This window comes from Nisaea sp., from assembly GCF_017640745.1.
In the GTDB taxonomy this organism is placed as follows: Bacteria; Pseudomonadota; Alphaproteobacteria; order Thalassobaculales; family Thalassobaculaceae; genus Nisaea.
The window spans coordinates 114,481-141,141 of the sequence record NZ_JAEPQA010000006.1 but is presented as its reverse complement, the minus strand read 5'-3'; the positions used below and the strand labels follow the sequence as shown (position 1 = coordinate 141,141).

The 26,661-nt window shown below is 62.4% G+C and carries 31 protein-coding genes and 1 tRNA gene; 21 read left to right on the top strand and 11 right to left on the bottom strand.

From position 1 onward, the window contains the following. Together JJ959_RS06885 and JJ959_RS06880 are read right to left on the bottom strand one after the other, a co-directional pair. The coding region (locus JJ959_RS06885; protein ID WP_292881282.1) for a M48 family metalloprotease at nt 1–1,219 on the bottom strand (1,219 nt) is incomplete at its 3' end. A gap of 54 nt (nt 1,220–1,273) precedes the next feature. Next, nucleotides 1,274–2,119, bottom strand: a complete 846-nt coding sequence (locus JJ959_RS06880) for a thermonuclease family protein (RefSeq protein WP_292881279.1) — start codon at nt 2,117–2,119, stop codon at nt 1,274–1,276. A gap of 103 nt (nt 2,120–2,222) precedes the next feature. Here JJ959_RS06880 and pip point away from each other — a divergent pair, with 103 nt between their 5' ends. Together pip and JJ959_RS06870 are read left to right on the top strand one after the other, a co-directional pair. Then, a complete protein-coding gene (pip, locus tag JJ959_RS06875) occupies nt 2,223–3,173 on the top strand; it encodes a prolyl aminopeptidase (RefSeq protein ID WP_292881276.1) in 951 nt (316 codons plus the stop codon). Between the two features lie 51 nt (nt 3,174–3,224). Next, complete coding sequence (locus JJ959_RS06870; protein ID WP_292881274.1) at nt 3,225–3,737, top strand: acyloxyacyl hydrolase; 513 nt, start codon at nt 3,225–3,227, stop codon at nt 3,735–3,737. 15 nt (nt 3,738–3,752) lie between these two features. On the opposite strand, the gene JJ959_RS06865 is transcribed toward JJ959_RS06870, so the two are convergent. Then, nucleotides 3,753–4,190: a hypothetical protein gene (locus JJ959_RS06865; protein WP_292881271.1), complete on the bottom strand. Its 438-nt coding sequence runs from the start codon at nt 4,188–4,190 to the stop codon at nt 3,753–3,755. 176 nt (nt 4,191–4,366) lie between these two features. Between JJ959_RS06865 and JJ959_RS06860 the strand changes: the two genes are divergently transcribed. The 3 genes from JJ959_RS06860 to JJ959_RS06850 all read left to right on the top strand — a co-directional run bounded on the left by JJ959_RS06860 (nt 4,367) and on the right by JJ959_RS06850 (nt 6,420). Beyond that, on the top strand, nt 4,367–4,570 hold the full coding sequence (locus tag JJ959_RS06860; protein ID WP_292881268.1) for a hypothetical protein: 204 nt from the start codon (nt 4,367–4,369) through the stop codon (nt 4,568–4,570). A 65-nt stretch (nt 4,571–4,635) separates the two neighbouring features. Further along, the gene (locus JJ959_RS06855; RefSeq protein WP_292881266.1) at nt 4,636–5,379 is read left to right on the top strand and encodes an SDR family NAD(P)-dependent oxidoreductase; all 744 of its coding nucleotides are present in this window, start codon (nt 4,636–4,638) and stop codon (nt 5,377–5,379) included. Nucleotides 5,380–5,646: 267 nt separating this feature from the next. After that, nucleotides 5,647–6,420: a hypothetical protein gene (locus tag JJ959_RS06850; RefSeq protein ID WP_292881263.1), complete on the top strand. Its 774-nt coding sequence runs from the start codon at nt 5,647–5,649 to the stop codon at nt 6,418–6,420. Nucleotides 6,421–6,498: 78 nt separating this feature from the next. Here the strand turns inward: JJ959_RS06850 and JJ959_RS06845 are convergent, their stop codons facing one another. The 3 genes from JJ959_RS06845 to JJ959_RS06835 all read right to left on the bottom strand — a co-directional run bounded on the left by JJ959_RS06845 (nt 6,499) and on the right by JJ959_RS06835 (nt 9,229). Further along, nucleotides 6,499–6,831: a hypothetical protein gene (locus JJ959_RS06845; protein ID WP_292881261.1), complete on the bottom strand. Its 333-nt coding sequence runs from the start codon at nt 6,829–6,831 to the stop codon at nt 6,499–6,501. A gap of 76 nt (nt 6,832–6,907) precedes the next feature. Next, nucleotides 6,908–8,656 carry a dihydroxy-acid dehydratase gene (locus JJ959_RS06840; RefSeq protein ID WP_292881258.1) on the bottom strand — a complete coding sequence of 583 codons (1,749 nt, stop codon included), beginning with the start codon at nt 8,654–8,656 and terminating at the stop codon, nt 6,908–6,910. 153 nt (nt 8,657–8,809) lie between these two features. After that, the gene (locus JJ959_RS06835; RefSeq protein ID WP_292881256.1) at nt 8,810–9,229 is read right to left on the bottom strand and encodes a CBS domain-containing protein; all 420 of its coding nucleotides are present in this window, start codon (nt 9,227–9,229) and stop codon (nt 8,810–8,812) included. A 270-nt stretch (nt 9,230–9,499) separates the two neighbouring features. Here JJ959_RS06835 and JJ959_RS06830 point away from each other — a divergent pair, with 270 nt between their 5' ends. The 9 genes from JJ959_RS06830 (at nt 9,500) to JJ959_RS06790 (ending at nt 17,122) form a co-directional block, all read left to right on the top strand. Then, nucleotides 9,500–10,066 (top strand): YeeE/YedE thiosulfate transporter family protein, encoded by a 567-nt coding sequence (locus tag JJ959_RS06830; RefSeq protein ID WP_292881253.1) that lies wholly within the window; start codon nt 9,500–9,502, stop codon nt 10,064–10,066. Between the two features lies 1 nt (nt 10,067). Then, nucleotides 10,068–10,658 (top strand): YeeE/YedE thiosulfate transporter family protein, encoded by a 591-nt coding sequence (locus tag JJ959_RS06825; RefSeq protein WP_292881250.1) that lies wholly within the window; start codon nt 10,068–10,070, stop codon nt 10,656–10,658. A gap of 107 nt (nt 10,659–10,765) precedes the next feature. Beyond that, nucleotides 10,766–11,734 (top strand): MBL fold metallo-hydrolase, encoded by a 969-nt coding sequence (locus JJ959_RS06820; protein ID WP_292881247.1) that lies wholly within the window; start codon nt 10,766–10,768, stop codon nt 11,732–11,734. Nucleotides 11,735–11,814: 80 nt separating this feature from the next. Next, nucleotides 11,815–12,927, top strand: a complete 1,113-nt coding sequence (locus JJ959_RS06815; RefSeq protein ID WP_292881245.1) for an FAD-binding oxidoreductase — start codon at nt 11,815–11,817, stop codon at nt 12,925–12,927. A 15-nt stretch (nt 12,928–12,942) separates the two neighbouring features. Then, nucleotides 12,943–13,611: an alpha/beta fold hydrolase gene (locus JJ959_RS06810; RefSeq protein WP_292881243.1), complete on the top strand. Its 669-nt coding sequence runs from the start codon at nt 12,943–12,945 to the stop codon at nt 13,609–13,611. Between the two features lie 241 nt (nt 13,612–13,852). Next, a complete protein-coding gene (locus JJ959_RS06805) occupies nt 13,853–14,404 on the top strand; it encodes a hypothetical protein (protein WP_292881240.1) in 552 nt (183 codons plus the stop codon). Between the two features lie 116 nt (nt 14,405–14,520). Further along, nucleotides 14,521–14,970: a hypothetical protein gene (locus JJ959_RS06800; protein WP_292881238.1), complete on the top strand. Its 450-nt coding sequence runs from the start codon at nt 14,521–14,523 to the stop codon at nt 14,968–14,970. After that, entirely contained in the window at nt 14,967–15,656 is a 690-nt protein-coding gene (locus JJ959_RS06795; RefSeq protein ID WP_292881235.1) for a hypothetical protein, read from the top strand. The genes JJ959_RS06800 and JJ959_RS06795 overlap by 4 nt, the downstream gene beginning before the upstream one ends. Before the next feature lie 536 nt (nt 15,657–16,192). Then, nucleotides 16,193–17,122 (top strand): hypothetical protein, encoded by a 930-nt coding sequence (locus JJ959_RS06790; protein WP_292881232.1) that lies wholly within the window; start codon nt 16,193–16,195, stop codon nt 17,120–17,122. A 67-nt stretch (nt 17,123–17,189) separates the two neighbouring features. Here the strand turns inward: JJ959_RS06790 and JJ959_RS06785 are convergent, their stop codons facing one another. Beyond that, a complete protein-coding gene (locus JJ959_RS06785) occupies nt 17,190–17,636 on the bottom strand; it encodes a hypothetical protein (RefSeq protein ID WP_292881230.1) in 447 nt (148 codons plus the stop codon). Nucleotides 17,637–17,852: 216 nt separating this feature from the next. Between JJ959_RS06785 and JJ959_RS06780 the strand changes: the two genes are divergently transcribed. Both JJ959_RS06780 and JJ959_RS06775 read left to right on the top strand, forming a co-directional pair. After that, complete coding sequence (locus JJ959_RS06780; RefSeq protein WP_292881227.1) at nt 17,853–19,016, top strand: epoxide hydrolase family protein; 1,164 nt, start codon at nt 17,853–17,855, stop codon at nt 19,014–19,016. Between the two features lie 953 nt (nt 19,017–19,969). Further along, a complete protein-coding gene (locus JJ959_RS06775; protein WP_292881226.1) occupies nt 19,970–20,566 on the top strand; it encodes a hypothetical protein in 597 nt (198 codons plus the stop codon). Nucleotides 20,567–20,817: 251 nt separating this feature from the next. Here JJ959_RS06775 and JJ959_RS06770 read toward each other — a convergent pair. Further along, nucleotides 20,818–20,894: transfer RNA gene (locus JJ959_RS06770), tRNA-Pro, on the bottom strand. A gap of 87 nt (nt 20,895–20,981) precedes the next feature. Continuing rightward, complete coding sequence (locus tag JJ959_RS06765) at nt 20,982–21,998, bottom strand: polyprenyl synthetase family protein (protein WP_292881224.1); 1,017 nt, start codon at nt 21,996–21,998, stop codon at nt 20,982–20,984. A 153-nt stretch (nt 21,999–22,151) separates the two neighbouring features. Between JJ959_RS06765 and JJ959_RS06760 the strand changes: the two genes are divergently transcribed. From JJ959_RS06760 to JJ959_RS06750, 3 genes are read left to right on the top strand one after another with little or no spacing between them, the layout of a single operon-like run. Beyond that, entirely contained in the window at nt 22,152–22,370 is a 219-nt protein-coding gene (locus JJ959_RS06760) for a DUF2007 domain-containing protein (protein WP_292881221.1), read from the top strand. Next, nucleotides 22,348–23,124, top strand: a complete 777-nt coding sequence (locus JJ959_RS06755) for a methyltransferase (RefSeq protein WP_292881218.1) — start codon at nt 22,348–22,350, stop codon at nt 23,122–23,124. Before JJ959_RS06760 ends, JJ959_RS06755 begins: the two co-directional genes overlap by 23 nt. 11 nt (nt 23,125–23,135) lie before the next feature. Next, a complete protein-coding gene (locus JJ959_RS06750; protein WP_292881216.1) occupies nt 23,136–23,993 on the top strand; it encodes a S49 family peptidase in 858 nt (285 codons plus the stop codon). A gap of 3 nt (nt 23,994–23,996) precedes the next feature. Here the strand turns inward: JJ959_RS06750 and JJ959_RS06745 are convergent, their stop codons facing one another. Then, nucleotides 23,997–24,980, bottom strand: a complete 984-nt coding sequence (locus JJ959_RS06745) for a zinc-dependent alcohol dehydrogenase family protein (protein ID WP_292881214.1) — start codon at nt 24,978–24,980, stop codon at nt 23,997–23,999. Between the two features lie 164 nt (nt 24,981–25,144). Between JJ959_RS06745 and JJ959_RS06740 the strand changes: the two genes are divergently transcribed. Both JJ959_RS06740 and JJ959_RS06735 read left to right on the top strand, forming a co-directional pair. Further along, nucleotides 25,145–25,666, top strand: a complete 522-nt coding sequence (locus JJ959_RS06740) for a GNAT family N-acetyltransferase (RefSeq protein WP_292881211.1) — start codon at nt 25,145–25,147, stop codon at nt 25,664–25,666. Between the two features lie 39 nt (nt 25,667–25,705). After that, entirely contained in the window at nt 25,706–25,930 is a 225-nt protein-coding gene (locus JJ959_RS06735) for a hypothetical protein (RefSeq protein WP_292881209.1), read from the top strand. A gap of 10 nt (nt 25,931–25,940) precedes the next feature. Here the strand turns inward: JJ959_RS06735 and JJ959_RS06730 are convergent, their stop codons facing one another. Then, a complete protein-coding gene (locus JJ959_RS06730; protein WP_292881206.1) occupies nt 25,941–26,654 on the bottom strand; it encodes a Fe2+-dependent dioxygenase in 714 nt (237 codons plus the stop codon). Between the last annotated feature and the right edge of the window lie 7 nt (nt 26,655–26,661).

Here is a 26,661-nt window from a genome sequence, read left to right as displayed (position 1 = left end):
TCGGATCGTAACGTATCGCGACGAGACGGAGGACGAAGGTTTCATTGTTACGCGCCGTCACGGGCAGCCATGCGGTTGCCGCTTCCATGCCGTTCACATTAATGGTTTCGAGATCCCGCACCTGATGACCCTGCGCCCAGCGTGAGCGCAGATAGTCGGCGGGATGCAGGCCATCGCTCTGCTGCGCCTTGTCGAAGACGAAGCGCGTCCCGGTCTGATCGGCGGCGAGCACCTGGGTCGGCTTGTTGAAGAGGCGGAAGCCCGGCGGTACCTCGAAGCGGAAATTCAGATCCTTGTGCAGGAACTCCCGGCCTCTGATCAGACCTTCCTTCGGATCGTCTCCGAACATCATGCCGTCGACGCGGTCGAGAAAGGCATCCTTATTGACGATCGGGGAAGCGATATGCTGCACACTCGCCGCCGCGAGCGCCTGCCTTACCCGGTCTACCGTTCTCGGATGGGTCGCGAGCAGGTCGACGCCGTCGGGGTCACGGTTCGAACCGGCCATTTCCGCCTGCAGGCGACTCGCTTGTCCCATCTTTGAGAGGAAGCTCGCCATTGCGCCCGTGTCGTAGCCGGCACGGCTGAGATAGCGGACGCCGAGCATGTCGGCCTGGAATTCCTGGTCGCGGGAATAGCCCTTGAGGTAGAGGTTGGCGCCCTGGCTCGCAATATCGGCGACAGCGCGGCTGTCCGCCAGGATGCCCAGCAGAGTGGCGCCGATATTCGTCGCCACGGCACGGCTGTAGCGTTCCGCGCTGTGCCGCGCTGTGACGTGCCCGATCTCGTGCGCAATCACCCCGGCAAGCTCGGCCTCGTTCTCGGCGAGCGCGATCAGGCCTCGGGTGACATAGACATAGCCGCCGGGCAGGGCGAAAGCGTTTACATCGGGCGTATTGAGAACGGTGAAGCGGAAGTCGAGATTCGGCATCTCCGAAGTGGCCGCGAGCTTCTTGCCGATCCGGGTCACATAGGCGGCGAGGTCCGCATCCTCCTGATAGGCCCCGCCGAACTCCTCCTTGATCTTCGGGTCCTGTTCGCGCCCGACCCGCAACTCGTCTTCCGGCGACATGAAGGCGGTGAAGCTCTGCTCGCCGGTGGCTGGATTGGTGCTGCAGCCCGAGAGCAGGGGGGCACTGATGAGCGCGGCCAAGAGCAGAGCCGCGACGGATCCGGTGCCAGACAATCTTGCACGAATGGCCTCGATCACCGCCGCCACCATCTTTCTCCCGAATGTGCACGCCAATTCATCGGTCTTAGAGCGCGATGTTGGTCATTCTGGCAAGAGTTCAAGCTGTTCGGGGTGGGTAACTTCGATCAGGGGGCCATTTTCCGGTTTGACCCAGCCGCGGCCGCGCACGGTCCTGCCGGTGAAAGTGAGTGGATCGATGCCGGCCTTGGAAAACAGTCCCAGAGCCCGCTTTCCGATCTTGAAGGTGAAGTCGGTGCGCCAGTTCGGGCCAAAATTGAGATAGACGACGTTGCGCACCCTGGCCGCATCGACGACGCGGCCCTCGACGATCTGGAAGCTGTCGATATCGTTCCAGGTCTCTGATGGGTTCCGGATCCTGTAATAGGAGAGATTCCAGATGCCGCGCTTTTGGCTGCGGGCCCGGCGCTCGAGGGCCAGCATCTCGGGGATGAGAGCGCGATTGTCGTGGAAGCTGTAGACCCGGGCCAATCCTTCTTCCAGCAGCGTGCCCTGTATCCAGGTGCCGTCCGGCAGGGTCAGATGCGCCAGATAGCGCCGGTAGCGATCCTCGCGCTGTCCGCCGAAATGCAGGGCGAGGCGCTGTCCATGCGCAAGCCGCAGAAGGGCGTCCCGTGACTCATCCGCGAGCGGCCAGGTCTCGAAGCCGGGGCGTCCGAGCGGAAGTTTGGGAGCCTGAATGCCGACGAGGCGGACCTGTTTTCCGGTCGCGAGCACGAGCGTGTCGCCATCGACAATCTCGACTGTCTCCTGGTCTTCGAGGCTGGCCGGCGGGCCGTTTTCCGGCAGGGGCACCGTCTCTGCGGTGCCATCTCCGGCCGCGAGCAGCAGAAACAGGATTCCCGCGAACAGACGGGTCGGGCGGCGGATTGGTCTCATGCCGTATCGAATCACGGTGCCCTGGATCATCTCAAGCAATGTTTCCCGCCCCGTTCCGCCCGGGGGTGACGGCGGATGCTGCAGAGGATATGGATGTCGCAGTGATCGGATGGAAGCAGGCGCAGGAGATATCGTGTCCGAGAGAGTTCTGTTCCCGCGGACCGCTGCCCGGTGCAGCGGTCATCTCGAGGTCGACCGGCCACACCGGATCTATTGGGAGATGATCGGCAACCCGGACGGTATTCCGGTGGTCTTCCTGCATGGCGGCCCCGGCTCCGGAATTGCGGAGGCGCACCGGCGCTTCTTCGACCCCGACCGGTTCAACGTTCTGCTGTTCGATCAGCGCGGGACCGGACGGTCCACGCCCGTGGCGGAACTGAGCGGCAATACAACGCAGGATCTGGTGGCCGATATCGAGCGTCTGAGGGAGCATCTCGGGATAGAGACCTGGATCGTTTTCGGCGGGTCCTGGGGCAGCACGCTTGCGCTGGCCTATGGAGAAGCGCATCCGGAACGATGCCTCGGCTTTGTGCTACGCGGAATCTTTCTCGGAACGGACCCGGAGATCGACTGGTTCCTTCATGGCATGGGAACTTTCTTCCCCGAGGCGAAGCGCCGGTTCGACCAGTTCTTGCCGGAAACGGAGCGTGGCGATCTGCTGGGCAGCTATCACGCGCGGCTGGTCGCGGCGGATCCTGCCATCCATCAGCCGGCGGCCGAAGTCTGGGCCGGCTACGAAGCCGCCTGCTCCGCGCTCTTGCCATTGCCGGCGCTCGCCGCGGGCGAGCCCGGGCGGGCATTGTCGCTGGCGCGTCTCGAAGCGCATTATTTCCGCAACAGGATTTTTCTCGAACCGGGACAGTTGCTCCGCGACCTCGGGCGAATCGCGCATCTGCCGGCGATCATCGTTCAGGGGCGTTACGACGTGATCTGTCCGATCGCAACGGCGGAAATGCTGGCGCAGGCCTGGCCGGGATCCGAATTCGATATTGTCCCGGATGCGGGACATTCCGCTATGGAGCCAGGCATCGCCCGGAGCCTCGTTGCCGCGATGGAACGGATCCGGACGACGATCCGGACTTGATGCGGCGGCGGCGGCGGCTATCATGCGCGCGGATTTGCCGAGGGGGGCAACGTGCGGAAGTTTTTGAAAGTCGCAGTCGCGGCAATGTCGGTCATCGTTGCGTCTGGATCGTCCCTGCGGGCGGAGGAACCGGCCTTCCTGTCGCTCGGAGCAGGTGTGTACGACCTGCTCGACAACGAGACGACGGCAGAGGTGCGCGTCGAATACCGGTTTTCCGAAGATCACAAGCTCTGGCTGTTCACACCGTTTGTCGGGCTGATGGCGACGGCGGAGGGAGCGACCTACGGTTATGGCGGGATCGGGGTCGATATCTTCTTCGGCAAGCGCTGGGTCCTGACGCCCAACTTCGCGGTCGGCCTCTACGGTAACGGAGACGGCAAGGACCTCGGTCATCCTGTCGAATTCCGCTCCGGCCTGGAGCTGGCCTACCGGTTCGAGGATTACTCGCGTCTCGGCCTGACCTTTCATCACATCTCGAACGCGAGCCTGGATGATCAGAATCCCGGGACCGAGTCGCTTATGCTGATGTACTCGATCCCGTTCGACAAAGTCTTCAGCAACTAGCCAGCCGCCGCGCGCTTAGGCTTCCAGACCCAGTTCCTTGCACCAGGCGCGGAACCGGGGCAAGCCGTCCTCGTCCGTGGCATAGAGCACCGGGTCGCGATATTCGAGGTCGGAGGCATAGTCGACAGCTCCAACCGGCTTGTTTGTCGCCGGGTCGAGCTCGTTCCGGATCAGGATGTCGGCGCGGAAACTGACTTCCCATCCATCCTTGCCTTCCTTGACAAACGATCCCCTGCGGATCTCGTGCACAACGGTCTGAAGCCGGTCGATCTTGGTTTCCGCCTTGACCAGTTCCTCGAAGGCCGGGTCGTAGAACAGAGCCTGATAGCCCATCAGCGCCATGGAGAACCGGTAACCGTCCGATTGCCGTGCATGAACGAGATGACCGACGGCGTCGATGAAGTGGGGATCGGCAAGTCTCGGAAGGTCCGAAGGAGTCCAACTAAATCCCATTATGTCCGTTCCGCATGCTGTTGACTGCTACTTGCATAGGGACAGGCATAACCTGTTCCGCGCTCAAAGAAAACGGAGCAAGAACCGTGCCGTGACTGTTCTGGTATCTTTTGCCGCGATCTGCTGATATAATTAAATAGCATTTGTGACAAAAGCGTCGCTATACAGGAGGCATAATGCGTCCGTTCATCAGATCTCTCGGCCTTATGGCCGTTCTTTTCGGCCTGTCCGGCTGCACGGCGAGTGTTGTCGCCGGCTCCGCCTGGGTGGCCACCGAAGCCTACGCGGACAAGACGCCATTCGACTATATGGCCGAGTTTTTCGAGCGCGATTGCGCCCATATGACAATCTACGATCAGCCGCCGCGATGCCGCCGGTAAGGTCGGCGCTTTTCATCTGATCCGGTGTGCCGCTATCCTCTCTGAAAATTCAGGGAGGAATGAATATGACGGCGACCGGCAAGACGGTTTTCATCAGTGGCTCGGGACGGAATATCGGACGCGCGATTGCGGTCAGGCTCGCGCGGAACGGGTTCGATGTCGTCCTGAACGGCAGTCACGACCGGACCGCCTGCGAAAGCGTCGCGAAAGAGGTCGAGGCGGCCGGACGGCAGGCCCTGATCGCAATGGGCGACGTTGGAAAGAGCGCGGATGTCCGCAAGATGGCGGAGGCCGCGCTGGAACGTTTCGGCCGTATCGACGCGGTCGTGAACAACGCTGCGATCCGCCCGCAGAAGCCTCTGCTCGAGATGACGGACGATGAGTGGGACCGGGTCATTTCCGTCGATCTCAACGCCGCTTTCTATCTCTCCCGAGCCTTCCTCCCGGGGATGGTCGAGGCCGGCTGGGGCCGGATCGTCAACATGGCCGGCATGAACGCCATTCACGGCTATGCGGGCCGCGCTCCGGTCTCCGCCGCCAAGCATGGCGTCTGGGGACTGACAAAGGCCCTTGCGAAGGAGTTCGGTCCAAAGGGCGTTACCGCGAATGTCATTTCGCCCGGCCCGATCCGGCCCGACGAATCCGATCACGAACATGCCGAACATATCCGCTCTCAGCTCGGACGCATTCCTGTCGGCCGCCTCGGAGAGGCCGACGACATCGCGGCAATGGTCGCGCTGCTCTGCAGTGACGAGGGCGGTTTCGTCTGCGGTCAGATGATCGCGGTGAACGGCGGCGCTGAAACCTGAAAAGGTTGCTTTGACGGGCTGATTTTGCGTCGAATGATCGTGGTATTAAGCATGTCCGCAGTTTTTGTTAAAAAACTCTAAACGAATCCGCGTCTGATTTAGCCGTAAACCGTGTATAGTTAAGACGTAGGCGGGTGTAATTCGGCCAAAAAAGAGTCAATGGCCGTGCCTCGCTTTTCGGGAGTGCGTCATCCTGACTCAGGTTGGCTCGGCACCCGCAACGAAACGCTGTTGGCAGAATGCCGCTGATATGTGGACGGCGAGGCTGTGTCGATCGGCAACGCCGTTAATTTTGAGACGGGGTTTTCGATAATGAATCAGTCAACTTCGGCATTGGTCCCGCATTGCAGGCGCGTCTTTTCCCGGTACCTGGAAAACTTCGGTTACACGGTTGAAAGCGGTACGGATATGAACGCCTGGTGCGAGGTAATTCGCCGCCAGTCCAATCTCGTGAATCCTCAGTTCGAGCCGGAAAATCTCGATCAGTCGAACAGCCGCTATGTGCACATAAGGAACGAGGCGGGCGATCTGGCTTGCACGATCGCCTTCCGGTTCTTCGATACGGACGATTTTCTCGATCATTTCGAGGCCGGCCGTTTGTTCTACGATTATCCGGAGGCTCACGGCTGGGTGCGGCACCATTCTGGGCTGCGGGACAAGGTGCATCTGGATGGGAAGATCTGCTCGCGGGGCGGGCTGCACAGCTACGACCGGGGTAACAGCATCAGCTGGTACATCACCACGCTCGCCTATACCTACGCAATCGAAGCCGGTGCAAATGCGACCGTTGGTAACACCTTCCCGAAGATCACCGCTGCGCAGCTGGCGCCGCGCCTTTATGGCTACCGTCATTCGCAGATGATGCACCCGCACAGTTTCCCCTTCACCTCCGGGGAAGTGTCTCTGGCGCTGGTCTGGATCACCGACGAGGAAATGCGCGAGGAAGTCCGGATGCGGACACAGTTCCTCGAAACCTCACCGGCCATGGACATGCGGTCGACCGTCGACAGCTTCAACGGCGCGCTGATGGCGGCCGAATGAGGCGAACGCGGAAATGTGCGAGACCGTCGGTCCGTCGCAGTGCGGATCGATGGGCTCGGACGTTTCGAAAATGATTGTCTAGACCGGCACGCGTCCGAATTGAGTGCGGTTTCCGCCGATCATGAGGCGCTCCGGACTGGTCTTCCGGGTCAGGCCGCCGTCGCAGAAATCGAAGCGCTCGCGAATGCTTTTCAGGCGTGTTTCGAGCTCAAGGCGTCGTTCCTGATCTTCCACGGTCATGTAGATGCCGGCATCTTCCATGATGACCGTCAGACGCATGATCATGTTGCGCGCCAGCTCGCAATCGACCGCATCATTCTCGGCCCGCCGATCGAGCAACGCTTCCGTCGCCTTGATCAGTCGTTCGACCGTTCCGAAGAAATTCCAGTTCGGCGGACTATCCCGATCCATAGTTGCGCCACCCCGTGCCAAGCTTTTTGAGTACAATAGCGTGTAGCACGGGCTGTCGCAACTATATATGTCTCACTTAATTCGTGCGTTTATCCAACGCCTGTAACATCCTGAAATCGCAACCTTGGTCCGCTTGGAGTACTTGCTCCGCATAGAGCTTGTCGTAGCCCCGAAGCGTCGCCGTATCGCGCTCGGTCAGGATCAACGAGGCCCGCCTCCGCTCCAGTTCCTCCTCGGCGACGAGCAGATCGATCCGCTTCTCCTTGACCGAAAGCCGGATCCGGTCGCCGGTTTTCACGAGCGCCAGCGGACCGCCGATCGCGGCCTCGGGTGTGACGTGCAGGACGATCGTGCCGAAGGCCGTGCCGGACATCCGCGCGTCGGAGATCCGCACCATGTCCTTCACACCTTTTGAGGAGAGCTTCTTCGGGATCGGCAGATATCCCGCTTCCGGCATGCCCGAGGGGCTGCGCGGTCCCGCATTCTGCAGCACGAGGATATCGTCGGCCTCGACATCGAGGTCCGGGTCGTCGATGCGCGCCGAGAGATCCTCGAGCGAGCTAAAGACGACCGCGCGTCCTTCCTTCTCCAGCAGGGAGGGATCCGCTGCCGAGCGCTTCAGGATCGCGCCGCCGGGTGCGAGGCTGCCGAAGAGGGCGACAAGTCCGCCCTTGGGTTCGATCGGATCGTCCGCCGGAGACACCACGTCGCGGTTCACCGGACCGATCTCGCCGGCAAGCCGTTCGCCGAGCGTCTCGCCGGTGACCGTCATGCAATCGAGATTGAGCAGGGGCTTCAGTTCGCGGAGCACGGCGCCCAGTCCGCCCGCGGCGAACAGGTCCTCCATGTAATGGCTTCCGACCGGCTTCAGGTTCACCAGCACCGGTGTCGTTTCCGAAAGCTCGTTGAACCAGTCGAGCGGAATATCGATCCCGGCGCGTCCGGCGATCGCGGTGAGATGGATGACGGCGTTGGTTGATCCGCCGAGCGCGAGCAGCACGCGGAGTGCATTCTCGACCGAGTCCCGCGTCACGATCTGGCTCGGCCGGATCGGGTTGGAGATCATCCGCACTGCGGCGGCGCCTGTCGCTTCTGCCGCGCGCAGGCGGTCGGCATGTACCGCCGGGATCGCGGCCGTGCCGGGCAGGGCCATGCCGAGCGCCTCGGCGATGCAGGCCATGGTGGAGGCGGTGCCCATCACGGCGCAGCTGCCCGCCGTGGTGGCAAGCCGGCGCTCGATCTCCCGGATCTCCGTGCCATCGACCTTGCCTGCCCGGTATTGCGCCCAGAAGCGGCGGCAGTCGGTGCAGGCGCCGAGCCGTTCCTCGTCGCCGGCCGCTGTCGTGTAGCGGGAGGTCATCATCGGGCCGCCGATCAACTGGATCGCGGGAAGATCGGCGGAGACCGCTCCCATCAGCTGCGCCGGGACGGTCTTGTCGCAGCCCCCCATGAGGACGACCGCGTCCATCGGCTGGGCGCGGATCATCTCCTCGGTATCCATGCTCATCAGGTTGCGGAACTTGAGGCTCGTCGGGTTGAGATAGACCTCGCCGAGGGAAATCGTCGGGAAATCGATCGGGAGGGCCCCCGCCGCCAGCACGCCGCGCTTCACCGCTTCGAGCAGTTCCGGGAAATGACGGTGGCAGTTGTTGAAGCCGGAGCCGGTATAGGCGATGCCGACGATCGGCTTTTCCAGGCTTTCCGGGAGATAACCCATGGAGGCCGCGAAGGAGCGGCGCAGATAGAGAGAGAAGTCGAAATCGCCGTAATTCGTCAGGCCGCGGGCGAAGCCGTGCGCCTTGGTGTTTCTGTCATTGTCCGCCATGTATCTCGCTCCCCGTTTGTTCGGGGGCCGAGTTTGGACGGCGCCGGAGTTTCCGTCCAGACGCCATGCATGGATGCAGCCGTAATCTTCACAGAGTGAAAAAAGCTGCTTTCTTAAGATGATCACAGGCGGTCGGACAGGCGGGGCGAGCGGTCACATCTCTTCCCAGAGCTTTTCCTCGAGCTCAAGTTCCTGCTCTTCCTCGCGCGCGAAATCGCGCCTGGAAAGCACGGCGACGAGCTTGCCGTCCCGCAGCACCGGAAGATGGCGGAACCCGCCGGCCTGCATCATGCGGAGCGCCTCGATCGCGGGGAGATCGGGCCCGATCGTCTGCGGATCCGTGCTCATGACCTCGCCGAGGCAGGTCACCCGCGCGTTCATGCCGGCCGCAACCACGCGCTCTATGAGGTCCGTGCCGGTAAAGATCCCGACCAGTTTTTGCTCCTCGACCACGAGAACGGAACGGACCCGGCGTTCCGTCATCCGCAATGCGGCCTCTTCGACGGTTGCACTCGTCGGAAGCGTCAGAAGATCCTGATTCGTCACAACATCCGGGACCACGCAACGCAACATGGCGTCTCCTCCCATGGTCGATATTTTTTTTATGTTTCGTTTTTACGACAAAACTCAAGCCAAGCCCAACCCGTCTGCCTGCGAAAAAACCGCGCAATCTCTGCTTGCGCTGCCCGAAGTGCGACAAAGCGTCCGAAATTCATGGATATGCGAAGATTTGATTGTTATATTCAATAAATTGAATATGTATAATCTATGTCGTTCGCGTCCTGTCCCTCGTCACGAGGACGGCGTGTTCGCATTGTTGCAGCAGACAAAGGATGTCATGCCATGCGCGCTCCTCTTACGTGGAAAGCCGGCGGACTCTTGCTTGGGGCCGTGTTCTTCGCTGCGGTCCTCCTGGTCAAGCCGATCGGCGTTTCGACCCAATTCGTGATCTTCGACGGCATTCTCTGGGACGCGGTCTCTCCTTCGGTGGTGACCGAGTCGACGGAGGCCAAGAGCGGTTACACCAGCACCAATGCGTATCTCGCCAAGAGCGGCGGGAAATACGCCAAGAATGTCGAGAACCCGCTCAATTACAGCTTCGTCTTCGTGCTCGCCCTGATTGGCGGTGCGGCGCTTTCCGCACGCCTCCGCGGTGGCGTGGAGAAAGCGGAAAAGACGATGCCGGCGGTCTGGCGGGCGAATTTCGGCGATGAGCCGTGGAAGCGTTATGTGGCCGCCTTCCTCGCCGGCTTCGTCGTGCTCTATGGCGCGAGAATGGCCGGCGGCTGCACCTCGGGGCACATGATGAGCGGGATGATGCAGACCGCCGTGTCCGGCTTCATCTTCGCGGCCGGCGCCTTCGCGGCCGGAATTCCGACCGCCCTCGTTCTGTTCCGAAAGGAGAGCTGAGATGAGTTCCATCCTTCTCGCCATCGTTATCGGCGGCGCCTTCGGTTTCACTCTCGACCGCGTCGGGGCAACCAATCCGAACTTCATCATCCGCATGCTGAACCTGACCAATCTGCATCTGATGAGGACCATACTGCTGGCGATCGGCACCGCCGCGCTGCTGACCTTTGGCGGCCTGCTGACGGGGCTGGTCGATCCGGGTCATCTCGACGTCAAGGATGCCTATATGGGCGTCTTCGTCGGCGGCATTCTGCTCGGCCTCGGCTTCGCCGTCGCCGGCTATTGCCCGGGCACCGGGCTCGCAGCGGCGGCTTCCGGGCGCTATGACGCGATGGTCTTCGTGCTCGGCGGCCTCGCCGGCGCCTTCGGCTACATGCTGACCTACGAGAACGTGAAGGCGACCGGCCTGCTCGATCACATCCTCGGCGGCAAGGCGACGCTCGGGACCATCGCCGGCACCGAGTATCCGGCCCTGCTCGGGATGTCCGGTGAGCTCATCGGCGTCGTGACCGGGATCGCGTTCATCGCCATCGCCTGGTTCCTGCCGGACCGTCTTCTTGGAGGCAAGGACAGCAGGGTCGCGGCGGAATAGTCTCTCGCCACCTCCCCGGCACGGTCCGCCGTGCCGGGGTTTTTTCCGGAACCACGTCAAGGCGGAGCAACCGCCGCAAGTTACCCCTCTGGGGAGGAAGCAATCAGATGTTCAAGAGAATTTCGGCCGCACTGCTGGCGGCATTTGCGTTTTGTCTCGCAGCGTTGGGCGCTGTCGAGGCGAGCCAGGACATTCCGGACCAGTATCCGGGCTCGGTGCTTTATTCCAAGCCCGTCGAGTTCATCCCGAACGTTTTCTCCGCCATTGGCGCGACCGCGCCGCCGACCTACGAGAATAGCGGCCACAACAATAACCTTTCCTTCATCATCACCGGAGAGGGCGTCGTGGTGGTCAATGGCGGCGCCTCCTGGAAACTGGCCGAGGCGCTGCACGAAGAGATTAAGAAGGTGACGGACGAGCCGGTCCGCCTGGTCGTGAACGAAAACGGTCAGGGCCACGCCATGCTGGGCAACAGTTACTGGCATGCCCAGGGCGTGAAGATCGTCGCCAGCGAAGAGGCTGCCGCGGAATTCGAGGCAAGCGGCCATGCCAGTCTTGCGGCGGCACAGCGGGTGCAGAAGGAGAAGGCGGAGAACACGACCGTCGTGATGCCGGACGAGACCTTCGCGGAGAAATACGTCGTCGAGTTCGGGACCTTCCCGATCGAGGTTCTCAATCTCGGCCCGGCCCACGCGCCGGGCGACGTCTCCGTCTGGCTGCCGCAGCAGAGCCTTGTGATCGCCGGGGATATGGCGTTCCACGAGCGGATGCTGCCGATCTTCGAGGAGACGGACACCGCGGCCTGGCTGGAAAGCTGGGACGAGGGCTTCGAAAAGCTCGGCGCGACCTACGTCATTCCCGGTCACGGGCATCCAACGAACATGGATCAGGTGCGGCGCTACACGAAGGACTATCTCGTCTATCTCCGGGCCCGGATCCGCGAGCACCTCGATAAGGGAGGGTCCCTGGCGGACGCCTATTACGTCGACCAGTCCCCCTATCGGCACCTGGATACCTACGAGGAGCTCGCGACCAAGAACGCGGGCCGCGTGTTCGAGCGGATGGAGTTCGAATAGCTCCTTTTCCAACCGCGCGCTTCGACAGGACGGGCATCCTCGCCTATAGGTGAGGGACATTTCCGGTCCGGAGCGAACCCATGTCCAAACACATCATTGTCGGCGGCGGCGTCTATGGCGCGGCCGTCGCCTGGCACCTCGCCTCCCGCGGCGAGGCGGTCGAGCTGATCGAGGCCGGAACCATCGCCTCGGGTGCCTCCGGCGGCCCGGGGCGACGTGGCGTGCGCGCCAACGGGCGTGACTACCGCGAAATCCCGCTGATGGTTCGGGCGCGGGAACTCTGGCCGGGCCTGCATGAAAGCCTTGGCACCGCGCCGCTCTACGAGACCATGGGACAGATCCAGCTTTTCGAGCGGGAGATCGACCTCGCGCCGGCGGAGGCGCGAGCGGCGCTGCAGAACCGCCTCGGGATCGAGAGCCGGGTGCTCTCGCAGAGCGAGGTGCGCGAGCTCGAGCCGGATGTGGCGCCCTTCATCCGCGGCGGTCTCTACTGCCCCGGCGACGGCGTCGCCTTCCACAAGACGACAACGCTTGCCTATGCGGACAAGGCCCGTCAGGCCGGCGCAATCCTGCGCGAGGGCGTCGAGGCGGCGCGGCTGGTCGCGACGAACGGAAGAGTCACCGCCCTTGCCACGACCCAGGGCGAGGAGATCCCGGTCGAGGGCAAGCTCATGCTTTTCTGCAATGCCGGGGTGAAGGACCTCGTCGCTCCCTGGATCGACTTGCCGCTCTGGAGCCGCACCTTCCTCGTCGCCGTCTCCGCGCCGCTCGTCGACAATCCGGTGCGCCATCTGGTCGGGCATGCCAGCCGGACCCTGTCTCTCAAGCGCGAGCCGGACGGACGGCTGATGATCTCCGGCGGTCGTCCCGGCACATGGGACGCTGCAACCCGCAGAGGGACGCCGATCCAGAGGGAAGTCGATCTCAACGTCGCCGACGCGGTCGCGGTCTATCCTTCGCTGGAGGGTCTGAAGATCGAGACAGCCGACACGGACCATCTCGAGGCCGAATGCATCGACCATATCCCCATCATCGACAATTTGCCGGGCAACGAGCATGTGCTCTATGCCGCCGGCTGGACCGGCCATGGCTGGGCGATTGCGCCCGCGGTGGCAGAACTGATGCGGGACTGGGTTCTGGAGGGCCGGAAGCCCGAATTACTTGAGCCCTTCGCGTACGGTCGGTTTGGCTGAGGCATGGCGGCCGAAGTGGCAGGCAGGGTTAAGGACCGCGTCGTCATCCTGCACGGCATCGCGCAGATGGCGTGGAACATGGCGGGGGTGACATTCTTCCTTCGGCGCGCGGGGTTCGAACCGGTCCCGCTTTCCTATCCGTCGACCACGAAAGGCCTGGATGCGCTTGCCGACTGGCTGCGAAAAGAGCTTAGGGCGAAAGGGCTCTGGGACGGCACCGGCAAGGTCCATTTCGTCACCCATTCCATGGGCGGCCTCGTCGTCGCGCGCTATCTCGAAAAGTATCGTGCGGAGATCCCGGAAGACCGGCTTGGGCGGGTGGTGATGCTGGCGCCGCCGCATGGCGGCAGCGAGGTCGCGGACCTTCTGCACCGGCTGGGCCTCTATCGCTGGTTCTACGGGCCCGCCGGACAGGAGTTGACGACGGAGGCGCGGACCGATCCGCAGGCGCCCTATTACGAACTCGGGATCATCGCCGGGACGAGCGGCTGGATTTTTCCGGCCGCCGGCAGTTTGTTCGGTGGAGCGCATGACGGCAGGGTTGCGGTCGAGCGCACCAAACTGCCGGGAATGCGGGCGCATACGACAATCGCAGTGTCGCACACCATGATCCCGTGGCGCCCCGCCGTCTTGCGGCTGATCGCGGCATTCCTGAAAACCGGCACGTTCGAGCTGGGCGACTGAGTGCGTGTCTCGCCGCTCAGGTATTCTTTGGCGGTGCCGATCTAAGGTTATTTCTCCAGGTCCCGGCCGGTATTGGCGCAAGTCAATTAGGGTCACAGAAGCCGGATTTTCTTTGTTACTTAGGATTGATATTTTTTGGATATAATCAATTCTATAGTTTGAGTCGCCTGCTGCTTTCCGGCGAGTCTGTTGCCGGAGGCGGTTCGCATTTCGACTCCTTGCGGCAAGCTAAGGGGCGTAGGTGAAATATCTCGATACGATTGAGCGCCGGATCCTCGCGGACCCGAATACGGATGTTCCCGATTTTTTCCGGCCGCTTCTCCAGCGCTGGCGGCAACATAAGACCGAAGCGGAGGATGCATTCCCACATTATGGCCGCTTCGATGTCCTGGATATCCCGCCAAGGCTGTTCAGCCACCTGATTCTCTGCAAGCTGATCGGCAAGCCCCGGCGCTTTTTTTACGAAGTCGTCGGCGAGGCCATCGAAAGCCACAACGGCTTCCCCGCGGCCAAACGGTTCCTGGCCGACGTTCCGCTCAAGAACAAGAAAGTGATGGCGCGGGAGTTCGGGTTGACCGTCTTCAAGCGCAGCGCAATTTTCTCACGGGGGCCCTATATCGGCCGGTACGATTACGTGAAAGAGATCGAGCGCCTGATTTGCCCCTACAGGATCGAGGGCGAGACCTTTGCATTCGTGACGCTCGCGCGGTTCACGCTCGATGAGGCCGCGATGAGGGACGCGACGTTGCGCGTGGACCGCCTGATGGGGGTCGGCTTGCATAAGCCGGCATGAAGCCGGTTTGGTTCCTTTACTTCTTGGTAAGCACGCCGTGACACTCTGTTCCTGACGTGTCTGGCCGCATGCGGCGGACGCGGCTCGAAGTGGGGTGCTGGTGCGGGGCGTGGGTGGTGAGTTTTCCCGGTGTGTTGAAGCTGCTTCTGCCTGCGCTGTTTCCGTCATGGCGCTTTTTCGACGTGATCGGTCCGTCTCCGCGTGTCGAGATCTGCCTGCTGGAGCATCCGGGCGATGACCGGACCGGGTGGCGGGCACTTCGGTCCCGACCTCTGCGTCTCGGTGTTTTCGACCGGCTGCGCGCGTTTTTCTGGAACGCGCGCTGGAACGAAACGCTGCATCTTGCAAATTGCGCCGAACGCTTCGTTCAGGGACAGACGGAGCATTGCACCCGGGAGATCCGCCGCCGTGTACGGTCCGATCTGCGGGCCGCTGGAGATGGCGCGGTGCCGGCTCCCTTTTTCTGCTTCAGACTGGTTTTCGTCAGCCGCCACGAAGGCATGATCCGGCGCGATGTCGCCTTCGTCTCTCCGCCTTTCGAAACCTTCGACCCGCTTGATTCATGAGCCTCGAGACCGCGATCCGGTTGACGGAGATCCTCCTGTCGATCGCGCTGATCCAGCAGAGCCTCGAACATCTTTCCGGTCTTCGGGACGAGATTCCGCACTATCTCTGCCGTCTCGGCCTGAGCGTGCTTCTATTGGCCGGCGTCCAGACCCAGTGGGTGTCGCTGCTGCTCTTCGTCAATGCGCTGTTGCTTCTGAGGCGGTTCCAGGGCCCCTATAACGGCGGCAGCGACCTTCTGAGCATCCTGCTGATCACCGCGCTTGCCGCCGTGCATTTCGTACCGGAGGGGCGGTGGCAGGAATACGTCCTCGGCTATCTCGGCCTGCAGGTCGTCTTCTCCTACTTCAAGTCCGGATGGTCAAAGGTGATCCACCGGGACTGGCGTACCGGGCAGGCGCTGGTGGATGTGTTCGAGTTCTCCGTCTACCCGGCGAGCGAGGCGACGAGGCGCTGGGCGTCGCGTCCGCGCCTGCTCTGCGCGGCGGGCTGGGCGGTGATCCTGCTCGAACTGCTCTTTCCTCTGGCTCTGCTGTCGCCCGCAGCGCTCACCATCTTCCTCGTGCTCGCCATGTCGTTCCACGTCGCGAACTTCGTCCTGTTCGGCTTCAACCGCTTCGTCTGGGTCTGGGCCGCGTCCTATCCGTCGCTGATCTGGCTTGAAGCACGTCTCGACCTGCTCGGCTGAGCGGATTGCTTCACCGCCGGGACGGTCTTGCCATGCAGGGAGAGCGCTGCGGGGATCATCTGTCCGCGAGAGCCGGCGAGGTCGGGTCTCATCGCTGGTCCCAGAATTGCTCACGACATCGAGGGGGAATACGGCGCCGTCCCCGCTGCATCTGATGGCGTTGCCGTGGCGAGCCGGTCCAAGCGCACCTATCCGCGTCAGCGCGCTGCCGCGATTGACGGCGCCATGCATACGCTAGGATGGAAAGACGCGGCGTTGTTCTGGAAAGATTGGAAATTCCGACAATGACAAAGGAACAGCCCATCACCGCGGAAAATGATCAAAATTGTCTGAAATACGGTTCGATTTTATTTCCTCCCGATTGAAATATTTCCGTGGTATTTCAATGGTTTTGTGGCGCTTCGAATAGGGTTCGCCTTAAATCTGTCCATAGAGATCAATCTACAATCCTGTCGGGCTTGCGAGCGGTGTATGTTTGGAAATTCCAATTTTTCCAAAAATGTTTCGGTCATCACGGAAAGGCTCCGGCGTTTTCCATGAATCGGCCGTTCTCCGACAAGCTTCGCGTGATCATGCGCATTGCCGGATGCGAAACCCAGAAAGCGCTTTATGCCCGTCTCAAGGCGCTCAATCCGGAAACCGCATATGACCCGATACGCGCCTACAAGTGGATCCAGGGCCGGTCGAGCCCGCGCAATCGGGCGGTTTACGACGACCTCGCGCAGCTGCTTGAAATGGAGGCGACGGGGGAGTGGCTGCGGAACAGCGGTTACGAGGAATTCTACAGCGCTGTTTCAGCGCGCTACGACGACCTGCTGCCGCCCCTCTCCGAGGAAACCGGCCCGGATGAAACAGAGACTCCATCCGCGGAGACACAGGAGCCAGGCGGTCCGCTTCCGGCCTATCTCGCCGGAAGCTATTTCTCGGTTTCCCGCGCCTGGTCACCGCATCGTCCCGGAACGCTGATCGTCGGAGTGACAACCCTCTCGCGGGATTCCGACGGCCGGTTTCAGTGCGGCTATCTTGAATGTCTGCCCTGGGGCGAGTTGCGCATGACGGGCGTGGTCCAGCGCGTCGGGCGCAACATGACCGCTCCGATCATCGACAGCGATGCGGAGATGGCGATCAATTTCACCTATTCGATTCCGCCAGCGCCCGCCGCCATTCTGGCCGGAGTGATGAGCGGCGTGACCCTGAGCGATGCGGAGATGCGTCCGATCGCCGGCCGGGTCCTCAGCCTGCGTCTTCCTGGCGGAGAGACCGATCCTGTGCGGTTCAGCGGATACCTCGAACTGAATGCGGACGAACTCGCCGAGAAGCTGTGTTCTTGCGGCCTGAGCGACGCGCAGGCCTCAGGTCTGGCCTCGGATATCCTGGATTTTCTGGTCGATCCCGGCGATCGCGGCGTGATCGAATCTCCGGCTTCCATGATCAATGCGATGATCGCCAAGGTTCTGGGGAACTAACGGTTCCAAGGGGCTTTTCCCTGCCTCGGACGGAAAGGCCCGGTCCGGGGATCAGGCCGTCACGCACCTATTGCCTCAGGTCGACATTGATCGAGTAGAGCCGCCACACGCCGCGTTCCGCCTGGAAGCGCAACAGGTAGGTCATGCGGAAGCGGCTGAGCTCGATCTCGCCGGAGAGCCGGAGAACACCGTCATGCACGGTCTCGCCGTCCTCGTCGGGGAGGATTTCCCGCACCGCGACTTCCTCGATATTGACGGCTTCCTGCCTGAAATCGGCAAAGGCGCGGGCGATGTCCTGTTCGCTGTTCTGTTTCTGGAAGTCGAGGGACGCCATCTCGCGGAACACCGAGTAATTGCCGCTCAGATTGGCGTCGTTGAAGCGCAGCAGCGTGCTGACGATGAGAATGTCCCGCTCTTCCTCGCTCGGCATGGCGGCGCCGGCCGGACCCGTGGAGAAGGCGACAAGAAAGGCGACCAGAAGCGCCGCGAGAAACCCGTTTTTTCTGCTTTTCATTTTTAGCGCAAGCCCCACACCCCAAAGCCGTCCGGAAGCGAGCATGCCGGTTTTCGGCGGAGGCGAGAACTGAATTTCCGCGCCGGTGGAAAGTCCGGGATTCTTTCGCTTGCGCACGCGATCGAGGCGCTGCGGCGGGCCTTGAACAGGTTTCTGTTGATGGGCCCGCATCTTCTTGGGAGCCTGTGCATCGCATCCGCCGGAGAGGTCTCCCCCATGGCATCCGAACCCACTCCCTGGACCCTGCACGTTTCCGACGAGGCCATCGCAGACCTGCGGTCGCGGCTCGAACGAACGCGTTTTCCCGACCAGGCGCCGGACGGGCCTTGGGCCTATGGAACCGATCTCTCCTACATGCAGTCGCTCGCGGAATACTGGCGCACGGGGTTCGACTGGCGGGCCGAGGAACGGCTCCTCAACGGTTTTCCGCAGTTCAAGGTCGAACTGGACGGGATCGGGCTGCATTACCTGCATGTCCCGGGCATCGGCCCGGATCCGAAGCCGCTTCTGCTGATGCATGGCTGGCCCGGATCGGTCTTCGAGTTCATGGAACTGATCCCCCGGCTGACCGACCCGGCCCGCTTCGGCGGCGACGCGGCGGACGCCTTCACGGTGGTCGCGCCGTCGCTTCCGGGCTTCGGACTGTCTTTCCGGGCTGGGCAGGAACGCTTTGGCATCAACCGGATCGCGGACTGCTTCGCCGCGCTCATGGTCGATGTGCTCGGCTACCGGAAGTTCGCCGCGCAGGGCGGCGACTGGGGCGCCTATGCCTGTTCCGCCCTCGGCATCCGCCACCCGGAGAAGCTCTCCGGGATCCATCTCAACCTTCTCGGCAACCAGCCGGACCCGGTGCCGCCGGAAAACGCGACGCCGGAAGAGCGCCGCTATGCCGAGGAAATGGCGGTCTGGCTGAAGGAGGAGACCGGCTATACCCAGATCCAGGCGACCCGGCCGCAGACGCTGGCCTACGGCCTGACGGACTCGCCGGTCGGGCTCGCCGCCTGGATCGTCGAGAAGTTCCATGTCTGGACCGATCACGAGGGCGATCTGGAGACGGCGGTCGGCCGCGACCGGATGCTCGCGAATATCAGCCTCTACTGGTTCACCGGCGCGATCGGCTCGTCCTTCTGGCCGTACTACGACCGGCTGCACGGGGAATGGCCGATCCCGGACGGCAGGACGGTCGACGTGCCGACGGCCTACGCCGCCTTCCCGAAGGAAATCCGCCGCCCGCCGCGATCCGTCGCGGAAAGGGTCTATACCGACATCCGGCAATGGAGCGTGATGGAGAAGGGCGGTCACTTCGCCGCCCTGGAGCAGCCCGAGGCGCTGGCGGTGGATATCCGGGAGTTCTTCCGTCCGCTGCGCGACGAGTTCTGACGCGGTCCGGGCCCGGGAAATATCCCGGTACCCCCGAGGGCGACAGATACGGAAATGAAGGGGTGAGGCAGTGAGGTTAAATGGTCGGGGAGAGAGGATTCGAACCTCCGGCCCCTGCCTCCCGAAGTAAGCCAATCGATACTAAAAGATATTTTCTCAACATATCCAAAGACTTAAGCGTAGGGAAAAAGATAGCTCAGATGAGTCTATTTCGTCCTGCTCTGGGTGAACGCCTAGGGATTCCGCCAAGTTCCTACCGTAGCAGGTTAGCTGAGAGGGTGTATGACCCCTGTATTATCAAGGCAGGGGTCATGCTCAACCCCTGACCTACCGAGGCAGTGTCGTTCGCAATCGGGTGCCTCAACTTCTGTCGAGTGCTCCAGCGAGACACTGGGTGATCTCGTTGGCGTGGTTAAACTTCTACCTATCGACTCTCAATGATTGAATCAGTCACAATGCCAGCACTCGCCAAAGGGGAGCCCAGTGGGCGATCCCTGATGGAGGGAACGGCTCAGGTAGGCCGTGTGTCGCTCCGTACCGGGAGCGGCTAAAGGGTGCATAGCCGATCCGGCCCTGTTCCTTAGCCTCGGCGATGGGCGCAAGCCAATGGCCCGCCTTACCAAAGAGATGGAAGGAAAAGGTGAAGCAATCGGGGACTGTGTCCGATGCCAGCTCCAAGTTGTACATAGGGGCAGGCAACCGCCATGCACGGGGCGGTATACAAATGCAGAGCGAAACGCTCACAGGCCTGTGGGCTCGTTATGCGAGAGCGTGATGAGATTCACAGCACAGCTGACTGTCCACTTGGACGTGGCCAACTGCCTTAAATGGCTAGTTGCTGCCTACGCCCTACTTGGATGAACGGCGGCGGGGCGCTTCGGCGTCCCGTTTCGTTTTGACACGAGATTGCGACTTCATTCCACGTCGGATCGTATTCAATTCGGAGCGTCCCAATGCCCACATACGTCATCACGCCTGAGCTCTCAACCGAACAATATGAACAGATAGGCAAGGTCATGGCCGCTTGGGCTTACCTCGAATCATCTATTGATCGATCGATCTGGCGCATCCTTGACGCCGACAACAAGACCGGAAGGATCATCACTACCAGGATAAACATGCGCTCGAAGTTGATCATGCTGCGGCTGTTGTTTGACCGGCATATCAACGACGAGAAGGCGGGAAGCGCGATTAGTACACTGGAGAAGTATGTGGAGGAGGTGCAGACCTGGCGCAATCACTACGCACATGGTTTGTGGGGGAAACATCCAGAGACCGGCAACTTCAATGTCATCTGGTACACTGGCGGTAAGAAAGATCAGAATCGTATCTACGGACAAAGCGCAGAGGCCGAAGCTAAAGATATCGGCGACGTAGCTTCGTGCATCTTCAGCTTAATCGGGATTGCTGATGCCCTTGAACGCCGGCTCAGTGTCCTGCGTGGTGTGTCGTCTGAAGTATGTGAGCAGCCTCACGAAGACATCGATCCGCAAGATCAGGTGCTAGAATCTATAAGCACTGCGGAGTTGTATCTGCCATCCAAAGAATGAGTGTGCTTACAAAAATAAACCGTCGGCACACTTTTTCAGCGATGAGGAATAGAATGGGCTTCCTGTAGTATTGTTTTGCTATCTTTTTACAGTGATTTGTTTGGGTTGAGAGGAAATAATCCTCAAATAGGCGATCCAATTATTTTTGGATCTGACATAAACTCACCATAATCACCATAAAATTATGGCAAAAAAAGACCGCCTCGAAGGCGGTCTTCTTTTTGTAACTCGTTGATTTCCTTAGGAAATTTTGGTCGGGGAGAGAGGATTCGAACCTCCGGCCCCTGCCTCCCGAAGACAGTGCTCTACCAGGCTGAGCTACTCCCCGACCGACGAGAGGGCGCTATATAGCGTGGCCTCCCGACCGCATCAAGCGGTGATTTTCATTCCGTTACAAGTTTTTGCGGATCGCCGCTCAATAGGCCCGTTCGACGCAGAAATCGACCACGTCGATCAGCGCCTGCTTGGCGTCCCCGTCCTCGAAAAGCCCGAGCGCGTCGCGCGCGATGGCGGCGTAGTGGCGGGCGCGGTCGAGGCTGTCGGCGAGCGTGTTGTGCTTCGCCATCAGCGCCTGCGCATGGGCGAGGTCGCCGTCCTGCTGGTCGAGATCCTGCAGGGTGCGGCGCCAGAAGGCGCGCTCCTCGTCGTCGCCGCGGCGGAAGGCGAGGATCACCGGCAGGGTGATCTTGCCCTCCTGGAAATCGTCGCCGACGGTCTTGCCGAGCTTCTCCTGCTGCGCCGAATAGTCCAGCACGTCGTCCACGAGCTGGAAGGCGATGCCGAGATTCATGCCGTAGCTCTCGAGCGCCTGCTGCTCCGCCTTCGGGCGTTCGGCGACCACCGCGCCGACTTCGGCGGCGGCAGCAAAGAGCTTCGCGGTCTTGCCGCGGATCACCTCGAGATAGGCGCTCTCGTCGGTCTCGGTGTCGTTGGTGGTGATGAGCTGCTGCACCTCGCCCTCGGCGATCACGGCACTGGCCTCGGAGAGGATACGCATGACCTCGATCGACCCGTCGGCGGTCATCAGCTGGAAGGAGCGGCTGAACAGGAAGTCGCCGACCAGAACGCTCGCCTGGTTGCCCCAGACCGCGTTGGCGCTTTCCCGGCCGCGCCGGAGCTCGCTCTCGTCGACCACGTCGTCATGCAGCAGGGTGGCGGTATGGATGAACTCGACGCAGGCCGCGAGCTTCACATGCCGCTCGCCCTTGTAGCCGCAGAGCGCGGCCGCGCCGAGGGTCAGCATCGGGCGAAGGCGCTTGCCGCCGGCGGCGATCAGGTGACCCGCGAGCTGCGGGATCAGCGCCACCGGGCTCTGCATGTTCTCGATGATGGTCTTGTTGACCCGGTCGAGATCGGCCTTCACCAAATTCGAGAGGCCCTCGATGGAAGCCTTGCGCTTTCCGCCGTCTCCGAAATCCACAACCACGCCCAAGGCAAACTCCGTGTCGCTTGACGCCCTTCAATCGCGCAGCGAGCATAGGTCCGCAAATCGGGCGGTCAAGTCTCGCGCCCGCGCTTCGGTGCCGCACAGCGAAATATGCCACCGCGACGGTCCGCAAGAGATACAGGTTTCCGGGAACTCGCCATGAAGGAACTGCTGCGTACGACCGACCTTGTCCGGCTTTCCTTCCTTGGCGCGCTGCTGCGCGATGCCGGGGTCGAGCCGCTGGTGCTCGACAGTCATATGAGCGTGCTCGAAGGCAGCGCCAACGCGATCCCGCGCCGGCTTGCGGTCCGCGACGAGGATTATGATCTGGCGAAACGCGTTCTGGAGGAGGCGGGTGAGCCTCTCGACGAAGACTGAGCCTCCGGTGGCGGTCACCGAGGACAGCCTGCTCGGCGGCAGGGTGCGCTTTCTGCAGCCGGCAGCCGGGTATCGCGCCGCAATCGATCCGGTTCTGCTGGCGGCGATGGCGCCGGCGGAGGCGGGCATGCGCGTGCTGGATCTCGGCTGCGGCGCGGGGGCGATCCCGCTCTGCCTGCTGGCGCGTGTGCCGGAACTCTCGGTCGCCGGCATCGAGGCGGAGCCGGAAATGTGCGAGCTCGCCCGCCGGAACGCCGTGCTGAACGGCGCCGCCGACCGTTTCGAGGTCCGGCAGGGACGGATCGAGGCGCGCCCGCCGCTGTTCGAGGAAGGCGCATTCGATCTCGTGCTCGCCAACCCGCCCTACCAGGCGCCGGAGACGGCCGACCCGTCGGCGAACCGGTTGAAGGCGGCGGCGCATGTCGAGGCGAATAGTGTGGCGGCGGACTGGATCGAGGCCGCGTTCCGTGCACTCCGGCACAAGGGGCGGTTCGCGATGATCCAGCGGGCGGACCGGCTGGCGGACCTGCTGGCGCCGCTCGACCGGCGCTTCGGCGGGATCGAGGTCCATCCGCTCTATCCGAAGCCGGGACGGCGGGCGAAGCGGGTGGTGCTGATCGCGCGCAAGGGCGTGCGCTCCCCGCTTGCCCTTTCAAGCGGGATCGTCCTGCACAATATGGATGGGAGTTATTCCCCGGCCGTCGCTGCCGCCCTGGAGACCGGGTGCGCGCTGGCGCCGGCCCCGTCCGAATAGAGGAGCAGCAGATGCCCCGTCGCCGCTGGTCGTGGCTCAACCCGTTCCATCCGCGCGATCCCGAGGTCGCGGTGATCCGTTTGAAAGGCCCCATCGGCGATCTCGGCTCGTTCCGCCAGGGGCTTAATATCGAGCGCTTCGACGGTATCCTCGAAGCCGCCTTCGCCTCTCGCCGGACCAGTGCGGTGGCTCTGCTGATCAATTCTCCCGGCGGCTCGCCGGTGCAGTCGGACCTGATCAAGAGCCGGATCGAGGCGCTGGCCCGCGAATATGAGAAGCCGGTCATCGCCTTCACCGAGGATCTCTGCGCTTCCGGCGGATACTGGATCGCCCAGGCGGCAGACGAGATCGTCGCGCACCCGTCCTCCGTGGTCGGCTCCATCGGCGTGATCACGGCGGGCTTCGGTCTGCAGGACGCGATCGCGAAGCTCGGGATCGAGCGCCGGGTTCACACCAAGGGCACGGCGAAGGGCATGCTTGACCCGTTCCAGGCTGAAAAACCTGAGGATGTGGAGCGGCTGGAGGCCCTGCAGCAGGATCTCTACGAGGGCTTCAAGAAGGTCGTCCGCCGGCGCCGCGGCGGCAAGCTCAAGGGCGAGGACGAGGAGCTGTTCAGCGGCGCGGTCTGGACCGGCCAGAAGGCGCTCGCACTCGGCATCGTCGACCGGCTCGGCGACCTTCGCACGGTGATGCGGGAGCGCTATGGCGAGGACGTGCGCTTCCGGAGCTACGGTCCGCGCGTCTCGTTCTGGCAAAGGCTCCGGCGCGGAAGCCGTTCGTCAGGTTCGGCGGGAGAGATGCCGTCCCTCGCGCACGGTCTGATCGCGGCGATCGAGGAGCGGCTGCTCTGGAACAGGTTCGGGCTCTGAGCCTCACCCGTTCGGGCGCAGCAGGACCTTGCCGCCCCGGCCCTCTCGCTTGGCATGGGCCATCGCCTTCTGGATGTCTTCCAGCCCGTACCGCGCCTCGACCGCGACCTTGAGTGTGCCGTCGAGGAAATACCCGGAGAGTTCCCCGTAGAGCTCCCGGATCTTTTTCTTCGACATGCCGCGCATCAGCTTTGCCAGCCAGAAGCCGGTGAGGGTGATGTCGCGGAAGACGACCTGGTGCGGGTCGAGCGTGCACGGCTTTCCGCTCAGCAGTCCGTAATTCACGATGGTGCCGCCGGGCGCGAGACATTCGGCCATATCCTGAACCGCGGTGCCGGCGACAGCATCGAGCCCGAGCTTGATCTCGGCGCCGTTCGTCGCCGAGGCGACCCGTTTCGCGAGGTCCGGGCCTTCCAGCACGACGACATTGGCGCCCATGTCATGCATGGGCCGGATCAGTTCCTTGCGGCGGACGACGCTGACGGTGTGCAGGTCGAGCTTGCGGGCAAGCTTGATCACGTCGGTCCCGACGCCGGAATTGGCCGCATTCTGCATCACCCAGTCGTCGGGCTTCAGCTTCACGAATTTCTGCAGCATGAGCAGGGCGGTTGCCGCGTTGACCTTCATCATCGCCGCCTGTTCGGGATCGATTTTTGCCGGCAGCTTCACCAGTTGATCCGCCGGAAGGGTCAGGTGCTGGCTCCAGTTCGCGCGGTAGAGGCTCATCACGAGATCGCCGACCGCGAGGTCCTTCACCCCATCGCCGATTGCGGTCACACGACCGGCGCCCTCGATCCCCAGGGGAGAGGGCGTCTCGGGGATGCTGGCGTAATTGCCCTCGATGCCGAGAATGTCCGCCGGATTGATAGAACAAGCGATCAGCTCGATCGTCGCCTCGCCCTTGCCGGGCGCCGGGGCGTCCGGGACTTCCTTGCAGACGACGACCTGCTCGGCAGGTCCCACACGTGTCAGTTCTGCGGCTTTCATGCTGGCTCTCCCTCGCTCCGGACGCACCCCATCGCCGGTTTTCCGGCTCGCTCTTTCAGAAATGAACCAACGGGCCGGTAATTCAACAGTTTCTTTCAGCAATGCTGTGTTCGGCGCCCGGCGCCTGATAGTCTCGCTTCATGGACAGAACCCCCGAAAGCAGGATGGTCAGGACGGCGCCCGAGCGGCTGGAAACAGACCGTCTCACCCTGCGCCGCTTCGTCGAGGCGGACCGCACGGAAATGATCCGCTTCTACGGCGATCCCGAGGTCATGGCGATCCGGAAATACGGCCCGAGGAACCCGGAGGCGGCGAGCGCGGCCTTCGACGTTCTGATGCGGCACTGGGAGACGCACGGATTCGGTCTCTACGCCGTTCTGGAGCGGGAGACCGGCGCCTTCTGCGGCGAATGCGGGTTGCGTCATGTGGACGAAGGCAAGGATGTCGAGATCTCTTACGGGCTGTTTCCGTCTTTTCGCGGCAAGGGCTATGCGACGGAAGCGGCAACGGCGGCGCGGGATGTGGCCATGAAAGTGCTCGAGCTGCCCGAACTGGTGGCCTTCTCGCGCGGCGACAACGCGGTCTCGCACAAGGTGCTGGAGAAGCTCGGCATGGAGCTGGTCGAGCGGCGCGAGGTGCCGGCGCACGGTCACGGTGTCGTCAGGTATCTGCTCAAGCCTTCTTGAGGCTCTTGAACTCCCGGTGCGATCAGCTAAAACGGTCAAATGTTCAGTCTGCAGAAAATCCTCGTTCTCTTCGCCGTTCTCGCGGCCATCTGGTACGGCTTCAAGCTGGTGACCCGGCTCGATCAGGCGCGCAAGCAGAAGCTGAAGGAAACGGCCGGGAACGGCTCTGCCTCGCAAGGCTCTGCGAAGGAAGACGGCGTCGTCGATCTCGTCCAGAATCCGGACGGGACCTACGGCACGAAGAACAAGGACCGCAGCGCCTGAAGGGACGCGCTCAGCGCGCCCGTTTCTGCAGGTTGCTCCGGATCTTTTCCAGTTTCAGCGTGAGAAAGGTCGAGAGCTGCGGGTTCTGCTCCGCATTCTGCGACACCGCGTTCAGGCATTGCAGCAGGTCTGCGTTCATCTGGCGCATGAAGGCATCCGCGATCTCGCTCTCGATCCAGGTGATGGCGGCGAGCCGCTCGCCGGCGGTAACCCGGTTCACCCGGTGGATGGAGTTGGTGGCGTAGAGCACCGCGCCGCCGGCCGGCATCTTGAAACTCGGCGCGAAGGTCATGTCGCTGTCGATGACCAGCTCACCGCCCTCATAGCTCTCGGGGTCGGACAGGAAGATCGTCATCGAGAGGTCGGCGCGCACTTCCTCCGCCGTTCCCCGGCTCATGACGTTGCTGTCCATATGGTCGCCGTGCGAGCCGCCTTTCCCGGTCTTGGAGACACGGAACTTGCCGATTTTCGACGGCGCGGCGAGGAAGGTGAAGAGCAGGGACTCCCGGCGCTGATAGTCGCGCAGCACTGTCGTGATCGCATCCGAGATCTGCATCCGTAAATCGCTGTCGGCGGCGAGCTCCTGATTGCTTTTCGCGCCTTTCCGGCGCTCGACGGCATGCCGCGCATCGACCCAGGCATCGGGTTCGGACTGTATCCTGTTGTTGATTTCGGCGACGAGTTCCTGCGGCAGGAGATTGGGGATCGGATAAACGTAGGGCATGGCGGGA